16 protein-coding genes and 1 tRNA gene are annotated in these 20,744 nt (G+C 72.3%); 3 read left to right on the forward strand and 14 right to left on the reverse strand.

The window, feature by feature from the left end; translation table 11 throughout:
* From ACH499_RS23645 to ACH499_RS23680, 8 genes are all read right to left on the reverse strand, one after another.
* Positions 1 to 1,877 (reverse strand): condensation domain-containing protein (locus tag ACH499_RS23645; protein WP_399018167.1); only part of this gene is annotated, 1,877 nt, incomplete at its 3' end.
* A gap of 104 nt (positions 1,878 to 1,981) precedes the next feature.
* Positions 1,982 to 3,151, reverse strand: coding sequence for an acyl-CoA dehydrogenase family protein (locus tag ACH499_RS23650; protein ID WP_356198875.1), 1,170 nt, complete (start codon positions 3,149 to 3,151; stop codon positions 1,982 to 1,984).
* A gap of 24 nt (positions 3,152 to 3,175) precedes the next feature.
* A complete protein-coding gene (locus tag ACH499_RS23655) occupies positions 3,176 to 4,342 on the reverse strand; it encodes an acyl-CoA dehydrogenase family protein (protein WP_399018169.1) in 1,167 nt (388 codons plus the stop codon).
* Positions 4,343 to 4,379: 37 nt separating this feature from the next.
* Entirely contained in the window at positions 4,380 to 4,655 is a 276-nt protein-coding gene (locus tag ACH499_RS23660; protein ID WP_356198878.1) for an acyl carrier protein, read from the reverse strand.
* Entirely contained in the window at positions 4,652 to 6,238 is a 1,587-nt protein-coding gene (locus ACH499_RS23665; protein ID WP_399018171.1) for an amino acid adenylation domain-containing protein, read from the reverse strand. Before ACH499_RS23665 ends, ACH499_RS23660 begins: the two co-directional genes overlap by 4 nt.
* A gap of 12 nt (positions 6,239 to 6,250) precedes the next feature.
* Positions 6,251 to 6,934, reverse strand: a complete 684-nt coding sequence (locus tag ACH499_RS23670) for a 2OG-Fe dioxygenase family protein (RefSeq protein ID WP_399018173.1) — start codon at positions 6,932 to 6,934, stop codon at positions 6,251 to 6,253.
* A gap of 14 nt (positions 6,935 to 6,948) precedes the next feature.
* On the reverse strand, positions 6,949 to 8,001 hold the full coding sequence (locus ACH499_RS23675) for an iron-containing redox enzyme family protein (protein WP_399018176.1): 1,053 nt from the start codon (positions 7,999 to 8,001) through the stop codon (positions 6,949 to 6,951).
* A gap of 47 nt (positions 8,002 to 8,048) precedes the next feature.
* Complete coding sequence (locus tag ACH499_RS23680) at positions 8,049 to 8,447, reverse strand: RidA family protein (RefSeq protein WP_356198883.1); 399 nt, start codon at positions 8,445 to 8,447, stop codon at positions 8,049 to 8,051.
* A gap of 348 nt (positions 8,448 to 8,795) precedes the next feature.
* Between ACH499_RS23680 and ACH499_RS23685 the strand changes: the two genes are divergently transcribed.
* From ACH499_RS23685 to ACH499_RS23695, 3 genes are read left to right on the forward strand one after another with little or no spacing between them, the layout of a single operon-like run.
* Positions 8,796 to 10,517 carry a gamma-glutamyltransferase family protein gene (locus ACH499_RS23685; RefSeq protein WP_399018179.1) on the forward strand — a complete coding sequence of 574 codons (1,722 nt, stop codon included), beginning with the start codon at positions 8,796 to 8,798 and terminating at the stop codon, positions 10,515 to 10,517.
* Positions 10,518 to 10,562: 45 nt separating this feature from the next.
* Positions 10,563 to 11,117, forward strand: a complete 555-nt coding sequence (locus ACH499_RS23690) for a VOC family protein (RefSeq protein WP_356198887.1) — start codon at positions 10,563 to 10,565, stop codon at positions 11,115 to 11,117.
* Positions 11,095 to 12,081, forward strand: a complete 987-nt coding sequence (locus tag ACH499_RS23695) for an L-tyrosine 3-hydroxylase (protein WP_399018181.1) — start codon at positions 11,095 to 11,097, stop codon at positions 12,079 to 12,081. Before ACH499_RS23690 ends, ACH499_RS23695 begins: the two co-directional genes overlap by 23 nt.
* 77 nt (positions 12,082 to 12,158) lie before the next feature.
* Here the strand turns inward: ACH499_RS23695 and ACH499_RS23700 are convergent, their stop codons facing one another.
* The 6 genes from ACH499_RS23700 to ACH499_RS23725 form a co-directional block, all read right to left on the reverse strand.
* Entirely contained in the window at positions 12,159 to 13,061 is a 903-nt protein-coding gene (locus ACH499_RS23700; RefSeq protein WP_356199189.1) for an LLM class flavin-dependent oxidoreductase, read from the reverse strand.
* Entirely contained in the window at positions 13,058 to 14,107 is a 1,050-nt protein-coding gene (locus tag ACH499_RS23705) for a class I SAM-dependent methyltransferase (protein ID WP_356198890.1), read from the reverse strand. Before ACH499_RS23705 ends, ACH499_RS23700 begins: the two co-directional genes overlap by 4 nt.
* Positions 14,108 to 14,171: 64 nt before the next feature.
* Complete coding sequence (locus tag ACH499_RS23710; protein ID WP_356198891.1) at positions 14,172 to 14,765, reverse strand: LmbU family transcriptional regulator; 594 nt, start codon at positions 14,763 to 14,765, stop codon at positions 14,172 to 14,174.
* A gap of 315 nt (positions 14,766 to 15,080) precedes the next feature.
* Positions 15,081 to 18,071 carry an AfsR/SARP family transcriptional regulator gene (locus ACH499_RS23715; protein WP_399018184.1) on the reverse strand — a complete coding sequence of 997 codons (2,991 nt, stop codon included), beginning with the start codon at positions 18,069 to 18,071 and terminating at the stop codon, positions 15,081 to 15,083.
* A 140-nt stretch (positions 18,072 to 18,211) separates the two neighbouring features.
* Positions 18,212 to 19,921 (reverse strand): hypothetical protein, encoded by a 1,710-nt coding sequence (locus tag ACH499_RS23720; RefSeq protein WP_399018186.1) that lies wholly within the window; start codon positions 19,919 to 19,921, stop codon positions 18,212 to 18,214.
* Between the two features lie 490 nt (positions 19,922 to 20,411).
* A tRNA-Leu gene (locus ACH499_RS23725) sits at positions 20,412 to 20,498 on the reverse strand.
* Positions 20,499 to 20,744: the final 246 nt, after the last annotated feature.

The raw sequence follows: 20,744 nt of genomic DNA on the forward strand, positions 1-20,744 counted from the left end.
TAAATCACATACGCCGGAGAACCCAACGACAGCCCACCAAGCCGCTCACCATCGGAAACATTCGAGGCAGAACACCCAGCCAGCGCCGCCACCGTCTGCGAAGCGTCCAGACTCAGAACATCCACGCCACCCGGCACCACATCCGCGTACTCCGCGGTCGTGACCGCACACACCGGCCGCGCGTCACCGAACATGAACCCCACCCGCTCACGCGGATACTCCGGATCCACCGGCACATACGCACCACCGGCCTTCAACACCCCCAACATCCCGACCACGAACTCCACCGACCGCGGCAAAACCAGAGCCACCACCGACTCCGGCCCCACCCCACGACCCACCAGAACCCGCGCCAGCCGATTCGCCCGCGCATTCAACTCCGCATACGACAACTCCACACCGCCGCACACCAAAGCCACCGACTCCGGCGCCCGAGCCACCCGCTCCTCGAACAACTCCGGAAACGTCAGCTCCTCCACCACCGAAGCCGACTCGTTCCACCCCTCCAGCACCAAAGCCCGCTCAGCCTCGGTGACGACGTCCAGCCGGCCGACGGACTGCGCCGGGCCGTCGGCCAGCAGGCGCTGGAGCAGGGCGACGAACCGGTCGCGGTGGGCGGTGGTCTCCTCCTGCGTGTACAGCGCGGGGTTGGTGTCGACGTCGATGCGGACGCCGGAGCCGTCGGAGCGGGCGTACACGGAGAACGAGAGGTTCTCGACGGGCCCGTTGGAGACGTTGTGCACCGTCGCCCGGTGGCCGTCGAAGCGCAGGTCGTAGGCGAAGCGCATGATGTTGACGACGGGCCCGTACAGGGCCTGCTGGCCGCCGACGAGGCCGAGGTCGCGGCGGATGTCCTCGACGCGGTAGCGCTGGTGCCGCAGGAGCCCGCGCATGGACCGGGCGACCTCGCCGACGAGCTGTCCCAGGGTGGTCCCCGGCCGGAGGGACACCCGCAGCGGCAGCACGTTGGACACCATGCCGGGCGTGTCGCGTTCGTCGGCCGTGACCCGGGCTGCCACGGGGATGCCGAGCGTGAGGTCGTCCGCTCCGGTGAGCTTCTGGGTGTAGACGGCGGCCGCGGCGACGATCGCGTCGGACCAGCTCAGACCGTAACCGGCGACGAGGTCGGCGAACCGGTCGATGTACTCGGGGGGCAGCACGGTCGTGGCGCGCAGGAAGCCGGAGGAGACGGGCGCGTCGGCCCCGGAGAGCTGGACCGGCCGCGGGCAGTCCGCCAGGCGCTCCGTCCAGTACGCGCGGTCGCGGGCGAACCCGTCCGAGGCGCGGTAGTCGCGGTCCGCGGTGAGCAGCTCGGCGAGCGTCCCGAAGGGGCTCTGCCCGTCCTCGCCGCCGGCGCGGCCGAGTGCGGTGTAGATCTCGGCGACCCTCCTGGTCAGGAGGGCGAAGCCGTATCCGTCCACCAGGACGTGGTGGATCCGCTGGTACCAGAAGTGACGGTCGGGTGCGAGGCGCAGCAGGGCCTCGCACATGAGGGGATCGCGCGGGTCCCGGCCGGGGGCGCCCGCGGGGGCGAAGGGGCGGTTCAGCTCGTCGTTCATCCAGGCCCGGGCGGCGGCGTCGGGGTCCGCGGCGCCGGAGAGGTCGACGAAGGTCACGACGCACCGGCCGGCGGCGTCCGGGTCGAGTGTCTGCCGCGGTCCCTCGGCGCCGTCCGTGACCCTGGCGTGCAGGGTGTCCGCCTCGGCGACGGTGCGGCGCACCGCGGTCTCGAAGCGGGTGGCGTCCACGGGGCCGTGGATCTCGACGCACTGGGCTCCGCTGTAGGCGGCGCTCTCCGGAGCGAGCTGCTGGGCGAACCACATACCCGACTGGGCGGCGGACAGGGGGTGACTGACGCGCTCGGGCTGCTGCGGCATGGTTGTTCCAACTCCGATGAAGATCGCGTTCCGCGAGGTGCGGCGGTGGTCGGACGGTCAGGGGGAGCGGTGAGCGCCGAGGAGAGGGCGACGGGGCCCGGCCGTCACCAGTCGAAATTGCGCACGTCGTGCATGTCGAGCCCGATCGCGGCCTTGCCGAGGTACTCCAGGCACTCGTCGGGCTTGGCGGGCATCACCCGGCAGTACGGGGCCTCACGCAGCCGCCGCTCGAGCGGGCGTCCCCGGCTGAGCCCGGCGGTGCCGCAGATCCTGACCGCGGCGGAGGCGAGGTCGGCCAGCAGCTCGCCGACCTTGTACTTGGCGGCGTGCACGGCTTCGGCGGTCTCCACGGTGCCGCGCTGCTCCCCGACGGCCCCGGCCGCGGCGTGGACGAGGGCGCGCACCGCGCGCACCTCGGCGTTCAGCCGGCCGAGTTCGTGGCGGACGACGGGGTCGGCGGCGCGGCGGGGGTCGCGGGCGACGGACTCGATGATCAGGCCGTTGACGGCCGTGGCGAGGCCCAGGTAGGCGCCGGTGTAGCCGGAGGTCATCCAGTGGGGTTCCTGGACGAGCTTGAACAGCGACATGCCCTCGACGTTCATCATCAGGCGGGTCCGTTCGACCGGGACGTCGTCGAGGACCATCGACGCGGTGCTGGTGCCGGCCATGGCGTTGCCGGGCCAGACTCCCTCCAGGCGGACGCCGGGATCGTCGCCGGCGACGACGAAGTGGGAGATCTCCCGTTCCGCGTCGTCGTCGGCGCTGCGGGCGGCCACGATGAAGTAGTCGGCGACGCCGGCCAGGGAGACGAAGGACTTGCGTCCGGACAGGAGGTATCCGCCGTCGCTGCGCCGGTAGGTCGTCGTCAGGCGCTGGAGCTTGGCGCCGCTGCCGGTCTCCGAGGTGGCGGAGGCGAACATCCTGCCGTGGTGGACGACCTGGTCGAAGACCCAGGAGCGGAACTCGCCCGCGGCACCGGTCAGGGGGCGGTCGCCGGTCTCGCACAGCGAGCCGATCGCCACGTAGTGCATGTTCAGGCCGAGCGCGGTCGGTGTGTCCGCGGCGCCGATCACTTCGAGGATCCGCGTGTAGTCCAGGAAGGACAGGCCCTCCCCGCCCGCTTCGCGGGGCACCAGCAGGCGCAGCAGGTCGGCCTCTCGTACGAGCTTGTAGGCCGCCGCGCTGTCCGTCTCGCCGGCGTCGATGCCGGCGGCGAGGGCGGTGACCTGCTCGCCGAGCCGTGCCGCGCGCTCGGATGCCGTCCGGTGATCCATGCGTTCCCCCTCGGTGTGTCGGCGTCAGTTCTCGACGGGCAGGCCCAGGTCCCGGGCGACCGCGACGCTCAGCAGGTCGTTGGGGCCGGCATAGGTGAGGGCGGCCATGGGGTCCGCCAGGGATGCCGTCAGGCCGGAGTCCTCGACGAAGGCGCGCACACCGGCCAGTGCCGTGGCGTGCCGGGTGAGGGCGACGTAGTCCTCGGACACGGAGATCTTGGTGAGTGCCGCCGCCGAGGACAGCCGCCGGACGGGGACGCCCGCGTCCAGCCGGGCGGCCATGGCGCGCACCATGGTGCGGGAGCGCTCCAGGCGCAGTGCCATGTCGCTGACCCGGGCGGCGACCTGGTGGCTGCTGCCCATCGGCCGGCCGAAGTGGTGCCGTTCTCCCGCCCATTCGACGACCCGGTCCAGCAGGAGCCGCATCGGGCCGAGCGCGTAGGCGAGCAGCAGGGCCCGCTCCCAGGTCGTGGTGGTGCCGAGCACGGACAGTCCGGCGCCCTCCGCCCCGACCAGGGACCCGGGGGGTACGACCGTCCCGGTGAAGGTGAGGGAGCCCATGGGGGCGTCCTTGAGCGCGGTCTTGGTGACGCGCTCGCCCCGGGTGACCGTGCCGTCGGTGAGGTCGACGAGGAAGGCGGACAGCGCGAACGGGGAGCGTCCCTCGCCGGTGCGGGCGAAGACGAGGCCCACGTCGGCGACCGGCGCGGCGGTGATGAAGGACTTGGTGCCGTGCAGGCGGTAGCTTCCGTCGGGCCGCCGTTCGGCGCGTACGCCGCCGGACAGCGGGTCACTGCCGCCGCCGGTCTCGGTGGAGGCGTGGCACAGCAGGGCGGTGCCGTCCTCGACGCCGGACAGCATGGTGTGCTGCGCCTCGGACAGCAGGTGGGACAGGGGGAGCTGGATGCCGAAGAGCTGCGAGGCGAAGGCGTAGCACAGGCCGGGTTCCGTGCCGGCCAGTCCGATGCCCTCGATCGCGGCGACGGCGTGGCTGACGGAGCCTTCGCCCGGGTCGAGTTCGCGGTCCCGGTGCTGCCACTGCCGTGCGGTGCGCAGCAGTCCCGAGGAGGCGAGCCGTTGCCAGCGGGCGCGGAAGTCGCCTTCGGGCGCGCCGGTGAGGTGTTCGGTGGCGAGTGATCGGTGGTGGGCGGCTGTCGCGTCCAGTCGCTCTTCCCGGTGAAGGGTGTCCATCGGCCAGTCTTTCCGTTCGTCCCTTCCGTCCTGCGTCTCAGGCGACCTGCGTCTTCAGGGTGGAGACGAACTCCCAGAGGCTGTTCGGGGTGCGGAAGTTGGCGGCCACGATCTCCGTCTCGGGGAACTCGATGTCGAGGGTCTGCTCGATCTCGGAGACGACGCCGAGGACGGCCAGGGAGTCGAGGATGCCGAGGTCGAGCAGGCGGGTGTCGGGTTCGATCGGTACCGACGGCGCGCGTCCGGCGCGGCGGGAGCTGGTCGGTGTCACCGCGCGGGTGATGAGCGAGCAGAGGTCTTCTACGGAGTTCATCGGGTTACCTCGGGCGTGTGGGTGGTGACGAGGAGTTTCTTGCGGTCGACCTTTCCGTGCCGGGTCGTCGGGAGACTGTCGGCGAGGACGACCTCGTCCGGGAGCATGAAGCGGGGCAGCCGCTCGGAGAGGGCCGCGACGAGCGTGTCCGCGTCCAGGCCGGCGTCGCCGGTCACGTGGGCGGTCAGCCTGACGCCGTCCGGTGCCCCGTCCTGTGCGCCTTGCGGGCCGGTGTCGGCGACGACGCAGCAGGTCTCGACGCCGGGCAGCTCCGCGAGGGTGCTCTCGACGTCGAGCAGGTCGATGCGGTGACCGTCGCGTTTGATCTGGTGGTCGCGTCGCCCCAGCAGCCTCAGCCTGCCGTCGGGGGTCCGCCGGGCCAGGTCGCCGGTCCGGTAGGCGCGGCGGGGCCCGTCCGCGAAGCGCAGCTCGGTGGCCGGGTCGTGGAGACGGCCGTCCACGAGGTATCCGCCCAGGACGGTGGGCCCGGCGACACAGATCTCGCCCTCGGAGCCGCTGCGCCGCCCGTCGTCGTCGAAGAGGTCGACCGTCACGCCGTCGATGGCGGCACCGATGGTCTGCGGGTCCGACGCACGCCACCCGGGCGGGACGCGCTCGTAGGTGCAGACGTTGGTCTCCGTGGGGCCGTACAGGTTGTAGAAGGCGGTGTCGGGCAGGACCGTGAGGTACTTCTCCAGCACGGCCGGCGGAAACGGTTCGCCCGCGTACGCGGCGACGCGCAGCGCGCGCGGGGGCGCGGCGGCGAGGTTCCCGCGGTGCATCAGCATCTGGTAGAGCGTCGGGACGGCGTACAGCGCCGTGATCCGTTCGCTGTCGAGCCAGTCGACGACACTGCGCGGGAAGGCCCGTACCGCGGTGGGCAGCAGGTGGACGCTGGCGCCGGCGGCGGCCGTGCTGAAGAGGTCGAAGGTGCTGAGGTCGAAGGTGAACGCGGCCTGGGCGCCGATGCGGTCGTCGGGGCCGAGGGCGAACTCGCGGGCGGCCCAGCGGGCGAAGTGCAGCACGTTCTCGTGGCTGAGCAGGACACCCTTGGGCCAGCCGGTGCTGCCCGAGGTGAACAGCACGTATCCGCCGGCGGGCCGCGCCGCGGCGGACGGCGGCTGCGGACCGTCCGCCGGGTGCGGTGACGACAGGCAGACCAGGCCGTGGGGCAGCTCCGCCTCCTGCCACCCGTCCGGCACGGACTCCCTGGCCCGGGCGAGCGTGTCGGGCGCGGCCAGCAGACGGGTCAGTCCGCCGCCGCGCAGGATGCGCGCGGTGCGGGCCGGGGGTTCCTCGGCGTCGAGCGGTGCCACCACGGCTCCGGCGCGCAGGGCGCCGTAGATCGCCACGATGGCCTGGTGGCCGCGGTGGAGGCGGACCCCCACGCGGGTACCGTCCGTCACGCCGTGCCGCCGCAGGGCGTCGGCCGTCTCGGTCACCAGCGCGTCGAGCCGCGCGTAGCCGAGGACCGTGTCACCGTCCACCACCGCGGTGCGGGCGGGGTGGCGGCGGGCGGCGTCGGCCAGCAGTCCGTCCAGTCGGCCGGCGCCGGCGCCCCCGGTCGCGGGGGTGTCGCTCATGACGGCCGCTCCTCAGCCCTCGGCCAGGGCACGCTGCTCGAACTCGTCCCCGTGCCACTTGTCCTCCCAGGGCACCCAGGTGACGATCAGCGTGTCCCGGTGGCCGTAGTCGCCGACCGGCTCGATCTCGGTGACGTGGTGGAACATCTCCCGGTCCGCGAGGAGAGCGCCCTGGCCCGGCTGGACGGTCGTGCGGAAGAAGGGCTCTCCCTCGCCTCCGTGCGGCATGAGGGTCATCTCCGCGCCGGTGATCTGGTGCCGGGAGAAGACGGCGATCAGCACGAAGTCCCGGCCGTCGGAGTGCGGGCCCTCCGGGACGATCACACCGGAGGTCTCCTGGCGCTTGGCGACGATGCGGAACTGGTGGACGTTGACCTGCCAGTTACGGCCGGTGTCCAGCGGTACGCCCTCGGCGCCGGCGCGGATCTGCGGGGAGAAGTCGGCGACGATCGGCTCGTAGTGGCGCCGGATCCCGCCGGCCACGGGATTGAACTTGGAGAACGTCACGTAGGGCCGGTGCTCCAGCCGCTCCAGGTCCCACGACTGACCGGACCAGCGCATGCGGAACTGGGCGAAGCGACGGTACCGGTTGTCACCCATGTACTCGTCGAACTTGAGGTCGTTGAAACTCTCAAGGACCTCGGGAGTGGCCTCCGGAAGGTCGATGACGGCGTAACCACGTTCGTTGAGCGGCATGCGGAGACCTCCGGTCAGGACGTGTGGGCGGCGGCGGTTTCGGGATGCAGGTGCATGAGCAGCGAGTCGAGGTAGCGCTGCGACGAATTCAGCCGGATCAGCGCGCCGACGGCGATCTCACGGCCGACACGGGGGTCCCGGTCGACCGCCGGGGCGATCACGTTCTTGAACCAACCGGACGCGTGCACCGCGTCGATGCTGATGTGCGCGTCGTGGTAGGCGATGCCCGCACGCGAGAGCCCGATGTCCGTCCAGCGGTCGACGACGAGCTTGAAGCGCCGCGGGACCAGGTACTCGGTGACCCCGAAGAATCCGACGGACTTGTAGTAGTGACGTCGGGAGACCGCCAGGCAGGAGGCCAGGTTGCCGGAGGCCTTGGCTTCCGGGAGGAGATTGCGGCGGATGTAGTCGCCGTTCACGTCCAGGGCGTCGAGGGCGTGGGCGAACATGGTGGTGTGGACCTCGGCCGGCTTGCCGTTGCCCATCTCGTCCCAGTAGTTCCCGGCGATTTCCATCTTCTCGTCGGGGGCGGCGCCGATCTGCATGAACGCCAGGATGTCGTCGAACTTGGGGTCGAGATTGGTCTCCTGCGCGAGGTAGAAGCGGAAGTCTCCCTCGGTGGCCCGGTTCGGCACGAATTCCCGGTAGAAGGGGTGGCCGGCCGCCGGGTGTTCACCGATGACGCGCTTGAGCCAGTGCACGTACTCCTTGCCGGTCTGCGGATACGCGGAGACCTGCTCCTCGGATATGGACTCCATTTCCGCGGCGAGAACGGCGTTCTCCAGGATCGCCGCGATGTCCCGCAGCACCGGCTGGGTCTCGCAGCCCAGCAGTTCCACCGGCGTACCGGAGAAATCCCGCTGGTAGATGAGGGCCAGTACGTCGTGCAGCTCCTCGAGCGCCGACGGGTCCCCCTCCGCGAAGGCGTGGCGGGCCAGCGACCGGCACGCCTCGCCGATCCGCCGGCGGGCGGTGTAGTCGGCGTTCAGCCGCTCCCAGGCATCCGGATCCAGGGCCAGGAATTCCTCGACGACAGAGCAGTCGATCTTGAATGACTCAGGAATCATCACGCGTCCAAGATTCTCAGGAGATTTCTCCTGCAACGGATCCGGCATCACTCGTTCACCAGCGCATCGGCTTCGATCTCGACCAGGAGGGACGGATCGACGAGTGCGGAGACTTCGACGATCGTCGAGGCCGGGCGGATATCACCGAAGTATTCGCTGTGCACCTGCCCCACCTTCTCCCAGTCACGGATGTCGGTGACGAAAACGCGGGTCCGCACCACATCCCGGAGGGAAGCACCGGCGTCCACGAGTGCCGCTTCGATCCGGCGGATCGCCTCATGTGTCTGGGCAAGGACGTCGGTTCCGCCGACGGGCCCTTCCGCGGTCATCGCGGTACTTCCCGCGACGGACACGAACTGTCCGGCACGGACCGCTCTGGAATATCCGAAGACCGACTCGAACCGGCTTCCGCCCGATATGAGCTTCCGTTCCGAAGAAGTGGTCACCACGTCCTCCCCACGAGTGTCTTTGGCGTCGCAGCGCATGGCGATACTACGTTCGCGTGTCACAGAAAAACGGCTCCACGTGCGGGACATTCGGGCGGCGAGCGGCGTCCTGTCCCGCCGGCGGGACAGACCCGGCGGCGACGAGAACGCCCCGGATCGCTTTCACCGACGGCTCCGGGCAAGTACCGCCTCGCCATGCATACTTGAGCAGCCGCTGCCTCTCGCACGGCCGTCCCGTGCATCCCGGACAATTCTGGATGGTGAAGCTGAGTGAACGCTGGAAGGCCGGAACTGAAGGGCACGGTGGGCGCCGTTTCGTCGACGCACTGGCTGGCTTCCGGTACCGCGATGGCGATACTGGAAAAAGGCGGCAACGCCTTTGACGCGGTCACCGCGGCCGGATTCGTCCTCCAGGTCGTCGAACCGCATTACAACGGCCTGGGCGGGGATGTTTCCATTCTCGCCTACAAAGCCGCGGAACGACGCGTCACGGCCGTGTGCGGGCAGGGGCCGATGCCGCGGGCCGCCACCCCGGAGCACTTCCACGCACTGGGCCTGCGCCAGATACCGGGTTCCGGACTGCTGCCCGCCGTCGTCCCCGGCGCCATGAGCGCCTGGATGCGGCTCCTCGGGGAGTATGGCAGCCTCCCGCTGCGCGAAGTCCTCGACGCCGCCCTCGGATACGCCGCCGGCGGCTTCCCGCTGCTTCCCGACACCGCACGCGCCATCCAGGTGCTGGCCCCGCTGTTCCGTACCGAATGGGCCGAATCGGGACGTACTTATCTCCAGGCCGGGGAGGCGCCGCGCGCCGGGGCACGCTTCCGCAACGCCGCGCTGGCCGGCACCTACCAGCGCCTGCTCAAGGAGGCCGAGGCGGCCTCCGGCGACCGGGAGGCGCAGATCGCCGCCGCCGAGAACGCCTTCTACCAGGGCTTCGTGGCGGAGGCCGTGGACGCCTTCACCTCGGGCGCGGCGGTCCTCGACGCCACCGGACGCAAGCACCACGGCCTGCTGACCGGGCAGGACATGGCCGCCTGGCGTGCCACCGTCGACGCCCCCGCACTCCTCGTCCAAGGGGACCTCGCGGTCCACAAGCCGGGCCCCTGGTCGCAGGGCCCCGTGTTCCTCCAGCAGCTCGCGCTGCTCGGCGGCTTCGACCTGCGCGCCATGGGGCTGGGCAGCGCCGAGTACATCCACACCGTCGCCGAGTGCGCCAAGCTCGCCTTCGCGGACCGGGAGGCCTGGTACGGCGACCCCGCGCACAGTGACGTGCCGCTGGACACGCTGCTCGGCCCCGCCTACACCGAGGCCCGCCGCGGGCTGGTCGAGGACAAGGCGGCCACCGAGCTGCGGCCCGGATCACCGGACGGCCGGCGGCCCTGGATCCCGGAGCAGCGGCCGGACGAACTCCCGCCCGCCGACAGCGAGTGGATGGCGCAGATGCACAACGGGCTGCCGACCATCGTGCAGGCCACCGCCGCGCGCGGCGACACCTGCACCGTCGCCGTCGCCGACCGGTACGGCAACCTCGTCGTCGCGGTACCCAGCGGCGGCTGGCTGAAGAGCTCCCCGGTGATTCCCGGGCTCGGCTTCTCCCTGGGCACCCGCGGCCAGACCATGACCCTCACCGAGGGGCACCCCAACTCCGTGGCGCCCGGCCGCCGTCCCCGTACCACGCTGAGCCCCACCCTGGTGCTGCGCGACGACCGGCCGTACCTGGCCTTCGGCACGCCCGGCGGCGACCGGCAGGACCAGTGGACCCTCGGCTTCCACCTGGCCGTCACCGAGTTCGGCCTGGACCTCCAGTCGGCCGTCGAGACGCTCGCCTTCCACACCGACCACTTCCCGTCGTCCTTCACCCCGCACGAGTCCCGGCCAGGGGTGCTCGTCGTCGAGGAGAACTGCGACCCCTCGACCGTCGCCGAGCTGCGGCGCCGGGGCCACGAGGTGGAACTCGCCCCGGCGTTCTCGCTGGGCAAGGTCTGCGCGGTCGGCGTGGATCCGGAGCACGGCTTCCTGCGGGCGGCGGCGAGCCCCCGTGGCTCGCTCGCCTACGCGGTCGGCCGCTGAACCGATCATCCCTCCCGCCCAGTTTCCCGATGGGGGTCATACGTCATGCCCGACAACCTCGCGAGCCCAGACACCGGCGGCGTCCCGGCCGCGGCGGCGTCGCCCGGGCCGGCCGGACGGCCCGGCAGTCCGGCGCCCCCGGCATGGCACCACATCGCCGTGCAGACCGCGGACCTCGACGCCAGCATCTCCTGGTACGAGGAGTTCTTCGACGCCCGCACGGCCTGGACCCTGGACACGTTCTCGGAGCTCACCCGGCGGCGGCTGCCCGGCATCACACGGCTCGCCGAACTGACCGTCGGGGGCCTGCGCTTCCACCTGTTCACCCGCGGCCCCGAGCACTCCGCCCCGCCGCCCGCCGACACCGCGCAGTTCCAGCACGTGTGCCTCGGCGTACCCTCGCCCGAGGCGCTCGAGGACTGGCACGACCGCTGGTCGCGCCTGTACTCCGGCGGCCGGTACCGCTTCGCGCGGCCGGAGCCGGCCACCGGCATCGTCGTCGACCCGGACGGAACGCGCAGCTTCTACGCGTACGACGTCAACGGCGTGGAGTTCGAGTTCACCTACCAGCCCGGCGGTGGCGATGAGCCGGCCGGGTGAGCCGACGGGCGGCGCCGGCACGCCGCGGTCCACGGGCCCGGCCGCCGCACCGGGACCACGCGCGTACGGGCTCGAACCACTCGTCCTCCCCCCGCGCCCCCTGCCGTTCCCGGACGGCCCGGCGGACCGGCCGCCGGCCGGGGCCCCGCTGGACACGGCCGCCGAGGAGGCGGCGTACGCCGGCACGCTCGACCTCTCCGACCCGGACCACGCCGAGCGGCTCTTCTGGTTCAGGTGGATCACCGGCCACCAGGCCAGCTTCGTCCTGTGGCAGCTCACCGCCGCCGCCCTCGCCGAGGCGTCCGGGGCGTCCGGGAAGCAGCGCCGGGCCGCCGTGGAGCGGGCGGTGTCGTTCGTGCGCGGCTACTCCGCGCTGCTGCTCTACACGAGTTCCTGCCCGGCGGACCTCTACCACCGGGTGATCCGGCCCAGCATGGTCCGCCACCATCCGGCCATGAGCGGTAGCTGGGCCTCCGACTACGGGTCCGTACGCTCGCTGTACTCCGGCCGGGACCCGCTGCTCAAGGACGAGTGCGCCGCCGGGCTGCGCCGCGAGATCGCACTCAACACCCTGGTCCACGAGGGCGTCGCCGAGACGCTCGTCCCGTCCGGGGCGTCGCTGTTCCACACGAGCGTGACGCAGGGGGGACCGCTGCTGGAGTCCCGCAGCACCCTGGTGACCCTCTACGACCTGTACTTCCTCACCCTGCGCGACGCGCACACCTCGTACGAGTCCCTGCTGGCCCAGCTCGAGTGGCGGCTGAAGGCGATCTGCGCCGATGTCACCGTCAACACGCTGCGCCCCGCGATCGACGGCTGCGAGCCGAGGACGGCGGCCCGGCTGCGCGACCCCGCGGTCGTGGACGTCGAGTGGTCGGTCCCCGCGGTCCTGCGGCAGGCGATGCACGCCTCGCGCGGCTCCTCGGCGGTACTGACCGGCACGCACGTACCGGTCAGTGAATAGGTGAGAAGCGGACGGCGCCGCGGACGGGCAGTGCCCGTCCGCGGCCTTCGCCGTCCGGTCGCCCGGCCCCGGCCGGGTCAGAAGGCGCGCACCCTCGGCAGCACCTCGCCGGCGACGCGCTCCAGCATCGCCGGGTCGCCCGCGTACACGCCTTCCGCACGCGGCCAGTGGATCACCAGATGGGTGATGCCCGCCTTGGCGTAGTCCGCCGCCATCTCCTCGAAGCTCTCCGGGGAGGCGAGCGGGTCTCCGGCCGCCGGCGTGGCGACGAAGATCCGGTCGATCTCGTCGGCGTCGCGACCCACGGCCTCGCACGCGGCGCGCAGCTTGTCCGTCTGGTCCCGCACCGCCGCCAGACAGGACGCGGGCGTGACCCCCTGCGCGAACGCCGGCGGTCCCAGGGTGACCCAGCCCTGCCCGTGACGGGCGACGAGGGCGAGCCCCCGCGGCCCGGTCGCGGCGAGCGCGAAGGGCACCCGCGGCCGCTGCACGCACGAGGCGATCACCCGTGCCTCACGGGCCCGGTAGAACCGCCCCTCGTACGACGTCACGGGCTCCCGCAGCAGCCGGTCCGTCAGTTCGACGAACTCGGCGAACCGGTCGGCGCGTTCGGCCGGGGTGAGCACGGTGTCGTCGACGACGTCGGAGTCCCCGGCTCCCTGGGACCCGGCCCCGATGCCCAGCGTGAACCGGCCGTCCGAGATGTCGTCGAGCGTCATCGCCTCGCTCGCGGTGACGACCGGGTGGCGGAAGTTCGGCGAGGTGACCAGCGTGCCGATACGGATCCGGCTGGTCGCGCAGGCGGCGGCGGTCAGCACCGGCACGGTGGCGAACCACTCCCCGTCGCTCAGACCGCGCCACCACAGGTGGTCGTACGTCCAGGCCGAGTCGAATCCCAGCTCCTCCGCCCTGCGCCAGAGATCACCGCCGTGGCGCCACCGCCGCTCCGGCAGGATCACGATGCCGACCCGCACGCTCAGTCCTCCGCGGCCGGTACGAGGTCGTAGAAGCACATGCGCGGCCCCGCCACCGCCGGGGTGAGGATGCGCCGGCACTCCAGCCGGGTCTGCTCGAACACCCGCGTCCAGGCGTGGCGGTCCTGCGGGATGCCCTGGTCGGTCAGGACGTGCACGAGGAAGAAGTCGGAGTCGTTCTCCCGGTCGTCGTAGTGCGGTTCCGGCTCGCCGATGAGGAGCATCTTGCGGCCGGGGACGTCGGCGTAGGTGTTCAGGACGTCGACGACCGCCTGCTCCCCGTCCCGGAAGTGCTCGTGGAGCATGCCGATGGCGAACAGGGTCTCGGCCTCGTGGCAGGCGTCCGGCCAGGTCTGCGGGGCGAAGGCGTCGGCGACGAAGAAGCTGAGCCGGTCGTCGACGCCGTTGCGGCGGGCCAGGTCCTGGGCGGCCGCCACCGCCTCGGGAGCGAGGTCGATGCCCACACCGCTGAAGCCGGGATCGTTCAGGCAGGCGTCCACGAGGAGCTGGCCGCCGCCGCAGCCGAGGTCCAGGGCCCGCGTGGCGCCCCGGCCGCGCATCGCCTCCAGGACGATCGGTGTGTAGTACCGCGCGAAGACCGTCGCGCAGTGCTTGCTCAGCGGGCCCCCGGCGCGTTTCACGTCCACGCCGTACGTGGCCCGCCCGGTGAGCAGATCACCGATCCTTCCGGTCACCGGCCCGTAGGCTTCCAGATAGAAGCCGAGACGCGCCATGGGTATCTCCCCGGTGAGCAGCTCGCCCTTACGGGTCAGGGAGTATGCGCCCTCCCACTGCGAAAGCACCCCCCGCACCTCGAGATAACGCAGCAGATTCTCGCCAATACGCGCGTTCAGGCCTTCGAGCAGCCCCGCCTTCACCGTGTTGCGTCCGGTTCGGATCCGCTCCAGCAGCCCCGACTCGGACATGGCCAGGAGAACCTGACCCAGGTGGATGGAGCCGATGATCTCGGGCATGGTCGAGACCTGGAATTCCTCCCAGGTCACCACGCCGTTCCGGTCGTGCAGTTCCAGCAGTTCGACACCAGATCCCATGTGACCCGCGCTCCCCTGGTTCGCCACGGCCTCGCAGCCTCTTCGATGATTTGACGACGGCGGCTCAGGCCGCTCCGTCGAGAACGGCGCCCATCCATTCCGTCAGGCTGGTGCTGCTCTTGCGGGCCGCCGCCTCCCAGCGCTCCAGGCGGTCCTGGGCGATGCGTACGCTCAGCCGTACCTCGGCCTCGTCCGGCTCCTCGGCGCCCTCGCGGCTCGCCCGGACCTGCTTGCGCAGTTCGTTGCGTGACCAGCGCAGTCTGGCCGCGAAGTCGAGCCAGTGGTCCTGCTCGGTCTCGGGCAGCGCCGCGACCTCCATGTGGTGCTGGAACGTCAGGGCGTCCCGGCGGCGGGACGGGACGAACCTGCGCGCCACCCACGCGTAGTTCCGGAGTGTCTGGTAATCGAGCGAGGTGTCCGCCATGGCCCGCTTGTAACGGTCCGGAAACCGCTCCTGGCCGAAGACCAGCCAGTCGCCGATCCACCACGCCGATGAATCCGAAAGCCCGGCGATACGCTCACCGAGGCGCTGCCACTCGGCGATCGTCAGATCGCGCGGAAGTCTCAGCGAGGTCCTTTCCGCGTCCACGCCGACATCCGGCCCGCCGGCGTCCGACAGGACACGGGAACCGTTTTCCACCATCAGTGTGTTGCGCATCACGGCCTTCTCCAAGGATGTGAATACCCTGTGCAGCAAGGTCATTTCGGACACTGACCGCAGTGCGCGTCAGCCCTTGCTGTTCCACTCCTTCAGGACATCCGGCGCAGGCCGGCGCGTTGCGGTGGAAACGGCCGCACAAGCTGAGAGCCGGGCAGGAGACTTGATGAATCGCATCGTCACGTCGAGCCTTTCGGTCGCGTTCTCTTGCCGTCGGGTGGAACTCTTTCAACCATCGATCTAAACGGGGTAGACGATTGATATACGCGGCCCCGGGCGCGGACGGGCCGGCGGCGCGGGCACCCCGGGGACCGGTCACGCCGAGGCGCCGAGGCGCTCCATGAGGATCACCGCGCGGTCGGCGTCGGGCAGGCCCAGCCGGGTGAGGACGGTGTAGGCGTGCCTCGCCCTGAGCAGGGCCGCGTCACGGTCGCCGAGGTCGGCCAGGGTGCGCCCGAGCACGAGGAGGGCGAGCCCCCGGTCGCGCTCGGCACCGCGCTGCTCGCAGAGCGTCAGCGCCTGCGCGGCCTCCCCCAGCGCCTCCTTCGCCCGCCCCATCAGGCGCAGGGTCTCCGCGAGCCGGAAGCGTGTCTGCGACTCCTGCCCCCGGATGTCCCAGACCGCGCACAGGTCCAGGCACTGCCGGTGACTGCGGACGGCGTCGGCGTACCGCCCCAGCTCGTGCAGGGCCATCCCCCGCACGTGCAGCGCGTACGCCACACCGTGGTGGTCCTCGACCTCGCGCAGCGCGGCCAGCGCCTCGTCACTGGCCAGCAGCGCCTCCGCGGCCCGGCCGCACCGCAGATCGGCCTGCGCCGCGTTCAGCCTGGTCACCAGCTCGCCCGAGCGGTGCCCGAGTTCGTGGGCGAGGCAGATCGCCTGCTCGTAGCAGCGCACCGCCTCCTCGTAACGGTGCTGGAACTGCGCGATCAGCCCGCGGTCGTTCAGCGTCTGCCGCAGGATGACGAGATCACCGGCCCGCTCGCAGGACTCGGCCGCGAGCCGGGTCATCCACTCCGCCTCGGCGAGCCGGGCGTTCTGCAGGGCCGCGTTGCCGCACACGAACCAGGCCCGGCCCGCGGCCCGGTCGTCCCCGCGCCGCGCCGCGGTCCCGGCCAGTCCGCGGGCGGCGTCGGCGAGATCCCCGTACGGGATGTCCTTGCCGAACGGGCTGAGGGCGACGAGCAGGTCCGCCGCCATCCGCAGGATCCGGGTGCCGGCGCCGGCCGGGGCCTGCGAGGCCAGCGTCACGGCGTGGGCGAGGCACTCGAACTCGGCGGTCACCCATGCTCGCGCGTCCGCCAGACCGGCGAAGTCGGCACCCCTCAGGGAATCGGCCGTGAGGAAGACGTCGGCGGGATCACCCGGCACCATGCACCTGAAGGCCGCTCCCGCGCGGCTCAGCAGATGCTCCAGCAACGGGGCCAGCACCGGCGGGCCGCTCTCGCCGCGGCCGGGATCCGCGGGATCGGCGAGCTGGAGCGCGTAGGACCTGACCAGGTCGTGGTAGCGGTACCGGCCGGGCTGCGCGGCCTCCAGCATGGCGGCGTCGACCAGCAGCTCCAGCAGCTCCTCGGCGTCGTGCGGGTCGAGACCGAGGGCCGCCGCGGCCGCCTCCACCCCGATGCTCGGCCGGGCCACGGGCGCGAGCAGCCGGAAGGCGCACGCCTGCTCCTTCGGCAGTTGCCGGTAGCCGAGCTCGAAGGCCGCGACGACCGCCAGGTCCCCGGCGCGCAGCTCGCCGATCCGGTGCCGCTCGTCGGCCAGCCGGCGGGTCATGGTCTCCAGTTGCCAGCGCGGCCGGGCCGCGAGCCGGGCGGCCACGATGCGCACCGCCAGCGGAAGGTGACCGCAGGCCGTCACCAGGCCGACGGCGGCGCCCGGCTCCGCGGCGACCCGCTCGGCGCCCACGATCGCGGCCAGCAACCCGATCGCCTCCGGGGTGCCGAAGACGCCGAGGGCGACGGACGCGACGGCCGGGATGCCGACGAGCCTGGTGCGACTGGTGACGATCACGGCGCACTCGGCGGAGCCGGGCAGCAGCGGCAGCACCTGCGCCGTGTCCCGGGCGTTGTCCAGCAGCAGCAGGACCCGCCGGCCGTCGAGCAGTGTCCGGAACAGACGGGCCCGGTCCTCCGTCACGGCGGGCAGGGCGGCGGCCCGGACGCCGAGCGCGCACAGCAGACTGCCGAGGACGACCGCGGGATCGACGGGCTCGAGGCCACTGCCGCGCAGGTCGACGTAGAGCTGCCCGTCGGGGAAGTCGTGCTTGATCCGGTGGGCGACCCGCAGCGCGAGCGTGGTCTTGCCGAGGCCGCCCATGCCGCTCACCAGGGCGACCGGTAAGGACGACCTCCCGGGCTCGGTGAGCGCCCGGCACAGGCTCTCCACCTGCTCCGCCCGCCCGCTGAAGTCGGAGGTGTCGGCGGGCAGCTGAGCCGGGCGCGAGGGCACCGGGTCCCATAAGTCCGCCGCGGCGGGCCGACCGCCCTCCCACTGCCCGCACTCCCGCGCCGACGCCTTGACCTCCTCACGCCTCGGCGCCTGCAACAGGGGGTCGCCGACGAGGACCCGCTCGTGCAGCGCCGTCAGCTCCGGGCCGGGGTCGACACCCAGTTCCTCGCCCAGGATGTGCCGGGCGCGGGCGAACACGGCGAGCGCGTCGGCCTGGCGCCCGGAGGCGTACAGCGCGCGCATCAGAAATCCGTACGGGCGCTCCTGGAGCGGGTGTTCCTGGGTGAAGGCGGTCAGGTCCGGTATGACGGAGGCGTGCCGGCCCATCCGCAGGTCGCACTCGAAGCGCTCCTCCAGCAGCCCGAGCCGCAGCTCCGTGAACCGGGCCCGCTGCTGCTCGGCGAACGGCCCCGGCACACCGGCCAGCGGCGCGCCCTGCCACAGCTTCAGCGCCCTGGCCAGCAGGCGCCCGCACTCGTCGTCGTCCCCCACGCCCCGCGCCTGCGCGGCGCCCGCCGTCAGCCGCTCCGCTCGGTGGACGTCCACCGAGAGCCGGGGAATCGTCAGCCGGTACCCGTCGCGCTGGGAGACCAGGAGACCCGGTGCGGCGGCGTCCTCCTCCAGGACCTGCCGCAGCCGCCAGACGTAGGTGCGCAGGCTGGCGAGGGCCGAACCGGGAGGCTCCTCCCCCCAGATGGACGTGATGAGCTCCTGGGTGGACGTCACCCGCCCGGACCGCAGCAGCAGCGCCACGAGCAGCGCCTGTTGCTGAGGGGATCCGACAGCCAACGCGGCCCCGTCCCGGCGTACCGACACGGGTCCGAGCACGCAGACCTCCATGGCTCCCCCCATGCCCCTGGCCCTCCGTACGCACTGGACACGCCCCCACCGCACCGTTACCGGCCCAGGTCCGGCCTATGCGGCGAGCACAGTCACGAACATGTCACGAGAGTATGTCAAAGCGCTATAACGCCTGGTGTTCTGACGATCCGTCACTCGTCGACCAGGACCACCTGGACCGCGTACGGAAGGACGGCGACGGCCTGCGGATCGTGGTCCAGCAGGACCCCGACGGGGGTCCGCCCCCGGGTGCGCAGCACCTCGGCCAGCCGCGCCCGGCCGAGGGTCCCGCGCCCGCCGGGGAACGGCCCCGCCGGCTCCTCCTGCTCCGACGTGATCGCGGGCACCGTCCAGGTGTCCGACCGCTGGGTGAGCAGGGCGCGCTCCGCGGCGGTGCGCACCGCCGCGGACCGGGTGGCACCGGTGGCGACAACCGTCTTCGCGCCCAGCCGGATCGCGCAGGCCGGTACGGACAGCAGCGCCGACAGGTCGTGGACGACCGGGTCGCCCAGCATGTACAGCAGGCACAGGACGTCGGCGAGGCCGACGGTCTCGTGCGTCGGCAGGGCGAGCCGGGGAACGCGCGTACCGGGCTCGGCGAGCCGTCGCGCCAGCAGCAGGTCGCAGTGCTGGGCCAGCCCGTCCTCCACGGCGTGCGCCCAGGTCAGCCCGGCCGCGGCACCGACGGGCGGCCGCGCGGGGGACGCGGGGTCCCAGCCGGGGTAGGCGTTCCGCGCGGGTATCCGGCGCAGCCCTCCGGTGACGAGGTCCAGGCCCCACACGTCCGGGGCGCCGGGTCCGCGCGGCCGGGCGGCGAGGGCTCCGTAGGCGGCGAGAGCGGCGAGCAGCGCCGTCAGGTACGCCGTCCTGCGGTCCCCGCCGTGCCCGGTCACGGTGACGTCGGGCGCCCCGGCGGGCCGGGCACCGAACGGATCGGCCACGGCCATCTCGCACTCCCACCGGGAGAACGGCCCCACCTCGACCGTCTTCTCGTCCACCGGCCCCACCAGACCGGTCCGCGCGTCCTCGACCGCGGACGCCCGCTCCAGCAGACGGTCGGCCTCGACCCCGGCTCCGCCCAGTCTCCCGAGGAAGGCCGCCCGTGCCTCCACCTGGGCGACGGGCCGCGCGGCGCGGGTGAGGGAGAGCGACAGGAAGCGGTGCCGGCCGGCCGTCCAGGTCCGCAGATCGGTGCGCACCAGGTACGGGCTGCCGTACGGCCCCGCGACCCCGGTGGCGCACCGGTACCAGGCACGGAAGAGCTGGTACGCGCCGATGTCCGGCAGCGGCCCGGCGAGCGCGGCGGCCGGTGCCGCTCCGGCCGCGGGACCGCCGCGCAGCCGGCGCCAGGCCGAGGCGGCGGCGGTACGGTCGGCGGGCCCGACCGGGCCGGTCCACATCTCGTCGCCGCTGAACAGCACCTGTCCGAGCGACGCCCCGGCGCGGGCGCATCCGTCGGCCATCGCGATCAGTTCCGCGACCGAGCCCGACACCTGGAGGACGGTGTCGGTGAGGGTGAGCACGCCGTGGTCGGGCTGGACGCACACCCGCTGCCCGCTGTCCCGCCGGGAGCCCTCGACGAGCTCGGCCAGGCCGTCGGCGTCGGCCGGGCGGGTGTGCCGGACGTGGATGTCCCGGCAGCCGGTCCGCAGGGCCCGGCGCAGCAGGGCCGCCAGCACGGGACCGGTCCCGACGAGCGTCAGCCGTGCCTCCCGGTAGCGCCGGAAACGCTGCTCGGCGAGACCTGCGGACCCGAGGGCCCGGATCTCGGGCGCGTACTCGCGCAGTTCGTCCGGCGTGAGGCGCCCGTCCGGCTCCTCCGCCTCCGAGGGCGCCGGCCAGACGTACACGTCGCCGTTCACGAGTCCGGATGACGTGCCCTCGTCCCGCGAGAGATCATCACTTGCCCACGGATGCACGTCCTGGCTCCTGTCCGCCGCGCTCGCGACCCCACAGGCTGCCGCGAGCTCCCTGCGTACATGTAAGGGGGACGCGATAGGCAGCCGATCAACGTTCGTTACGCCACCGGCTCTACATTCCGAGGTGGCCGTTCTGCGGCAGTATGGCGAACCCGCGGCGCCCGGGAGCCGCGTACCGTCGCACGGTCGCGGGAGGGGGCGGCGGGGCACGTGCGGCCTCGGGGACGGCCCTCCGGACGGAGCGACCCGACGTGATTCAGCCCACACCCGGCGGGCCGGCCGGAGACCGAAGACCGGCGCCCGGCCCGCGTGTAAGCGGCATCACACTCACGCCCGGTCTCCCCGCGGGCCTGCCGGGAAAAGCGAAACGGGCCCATCGTCTTGACGATGAGCCCGTTTCCGCAGTGCTACCAGACACCTCATCGGTGTCCGATGGTGCGCGAGGGGGGAGTTGAACCCCCACGCCCTTGCGGGCACTGGAACCTGAATCCAGCGCGTCTGCCTATTCCGCCACCCGCGCATTGGGTGTGTCCTCGGGCTCCGTTCCTTTCGGCCCGGCGCCTTCCGACACCCAGAACATTAGCACGCTGGACCGGGTGGGTTCACATCCCTATTCCGTGGGCAGGCGGGCCCTCCGCGGGCCGGCCGGGCACTCGTCCCGGCCCGTGCCCGTTCACGTATCAACCTCGTACCGGTACCGGCCGTCTGTCCAGGAGCCGGTAGGGGTCCGCGGTCAGGTGCGGGACACTGGTCTGCGGCCGCCTCT

It is taken from the genome of Streptomyces sp. NPDC018947, from assembly GCF_044390505.1.
Taxonomy (GTDB): domain Bacteria; phylum Actinomycetota; class Actinomycetes; order Streptomycetales; family Streptomycetaceae; genus Streptomyces.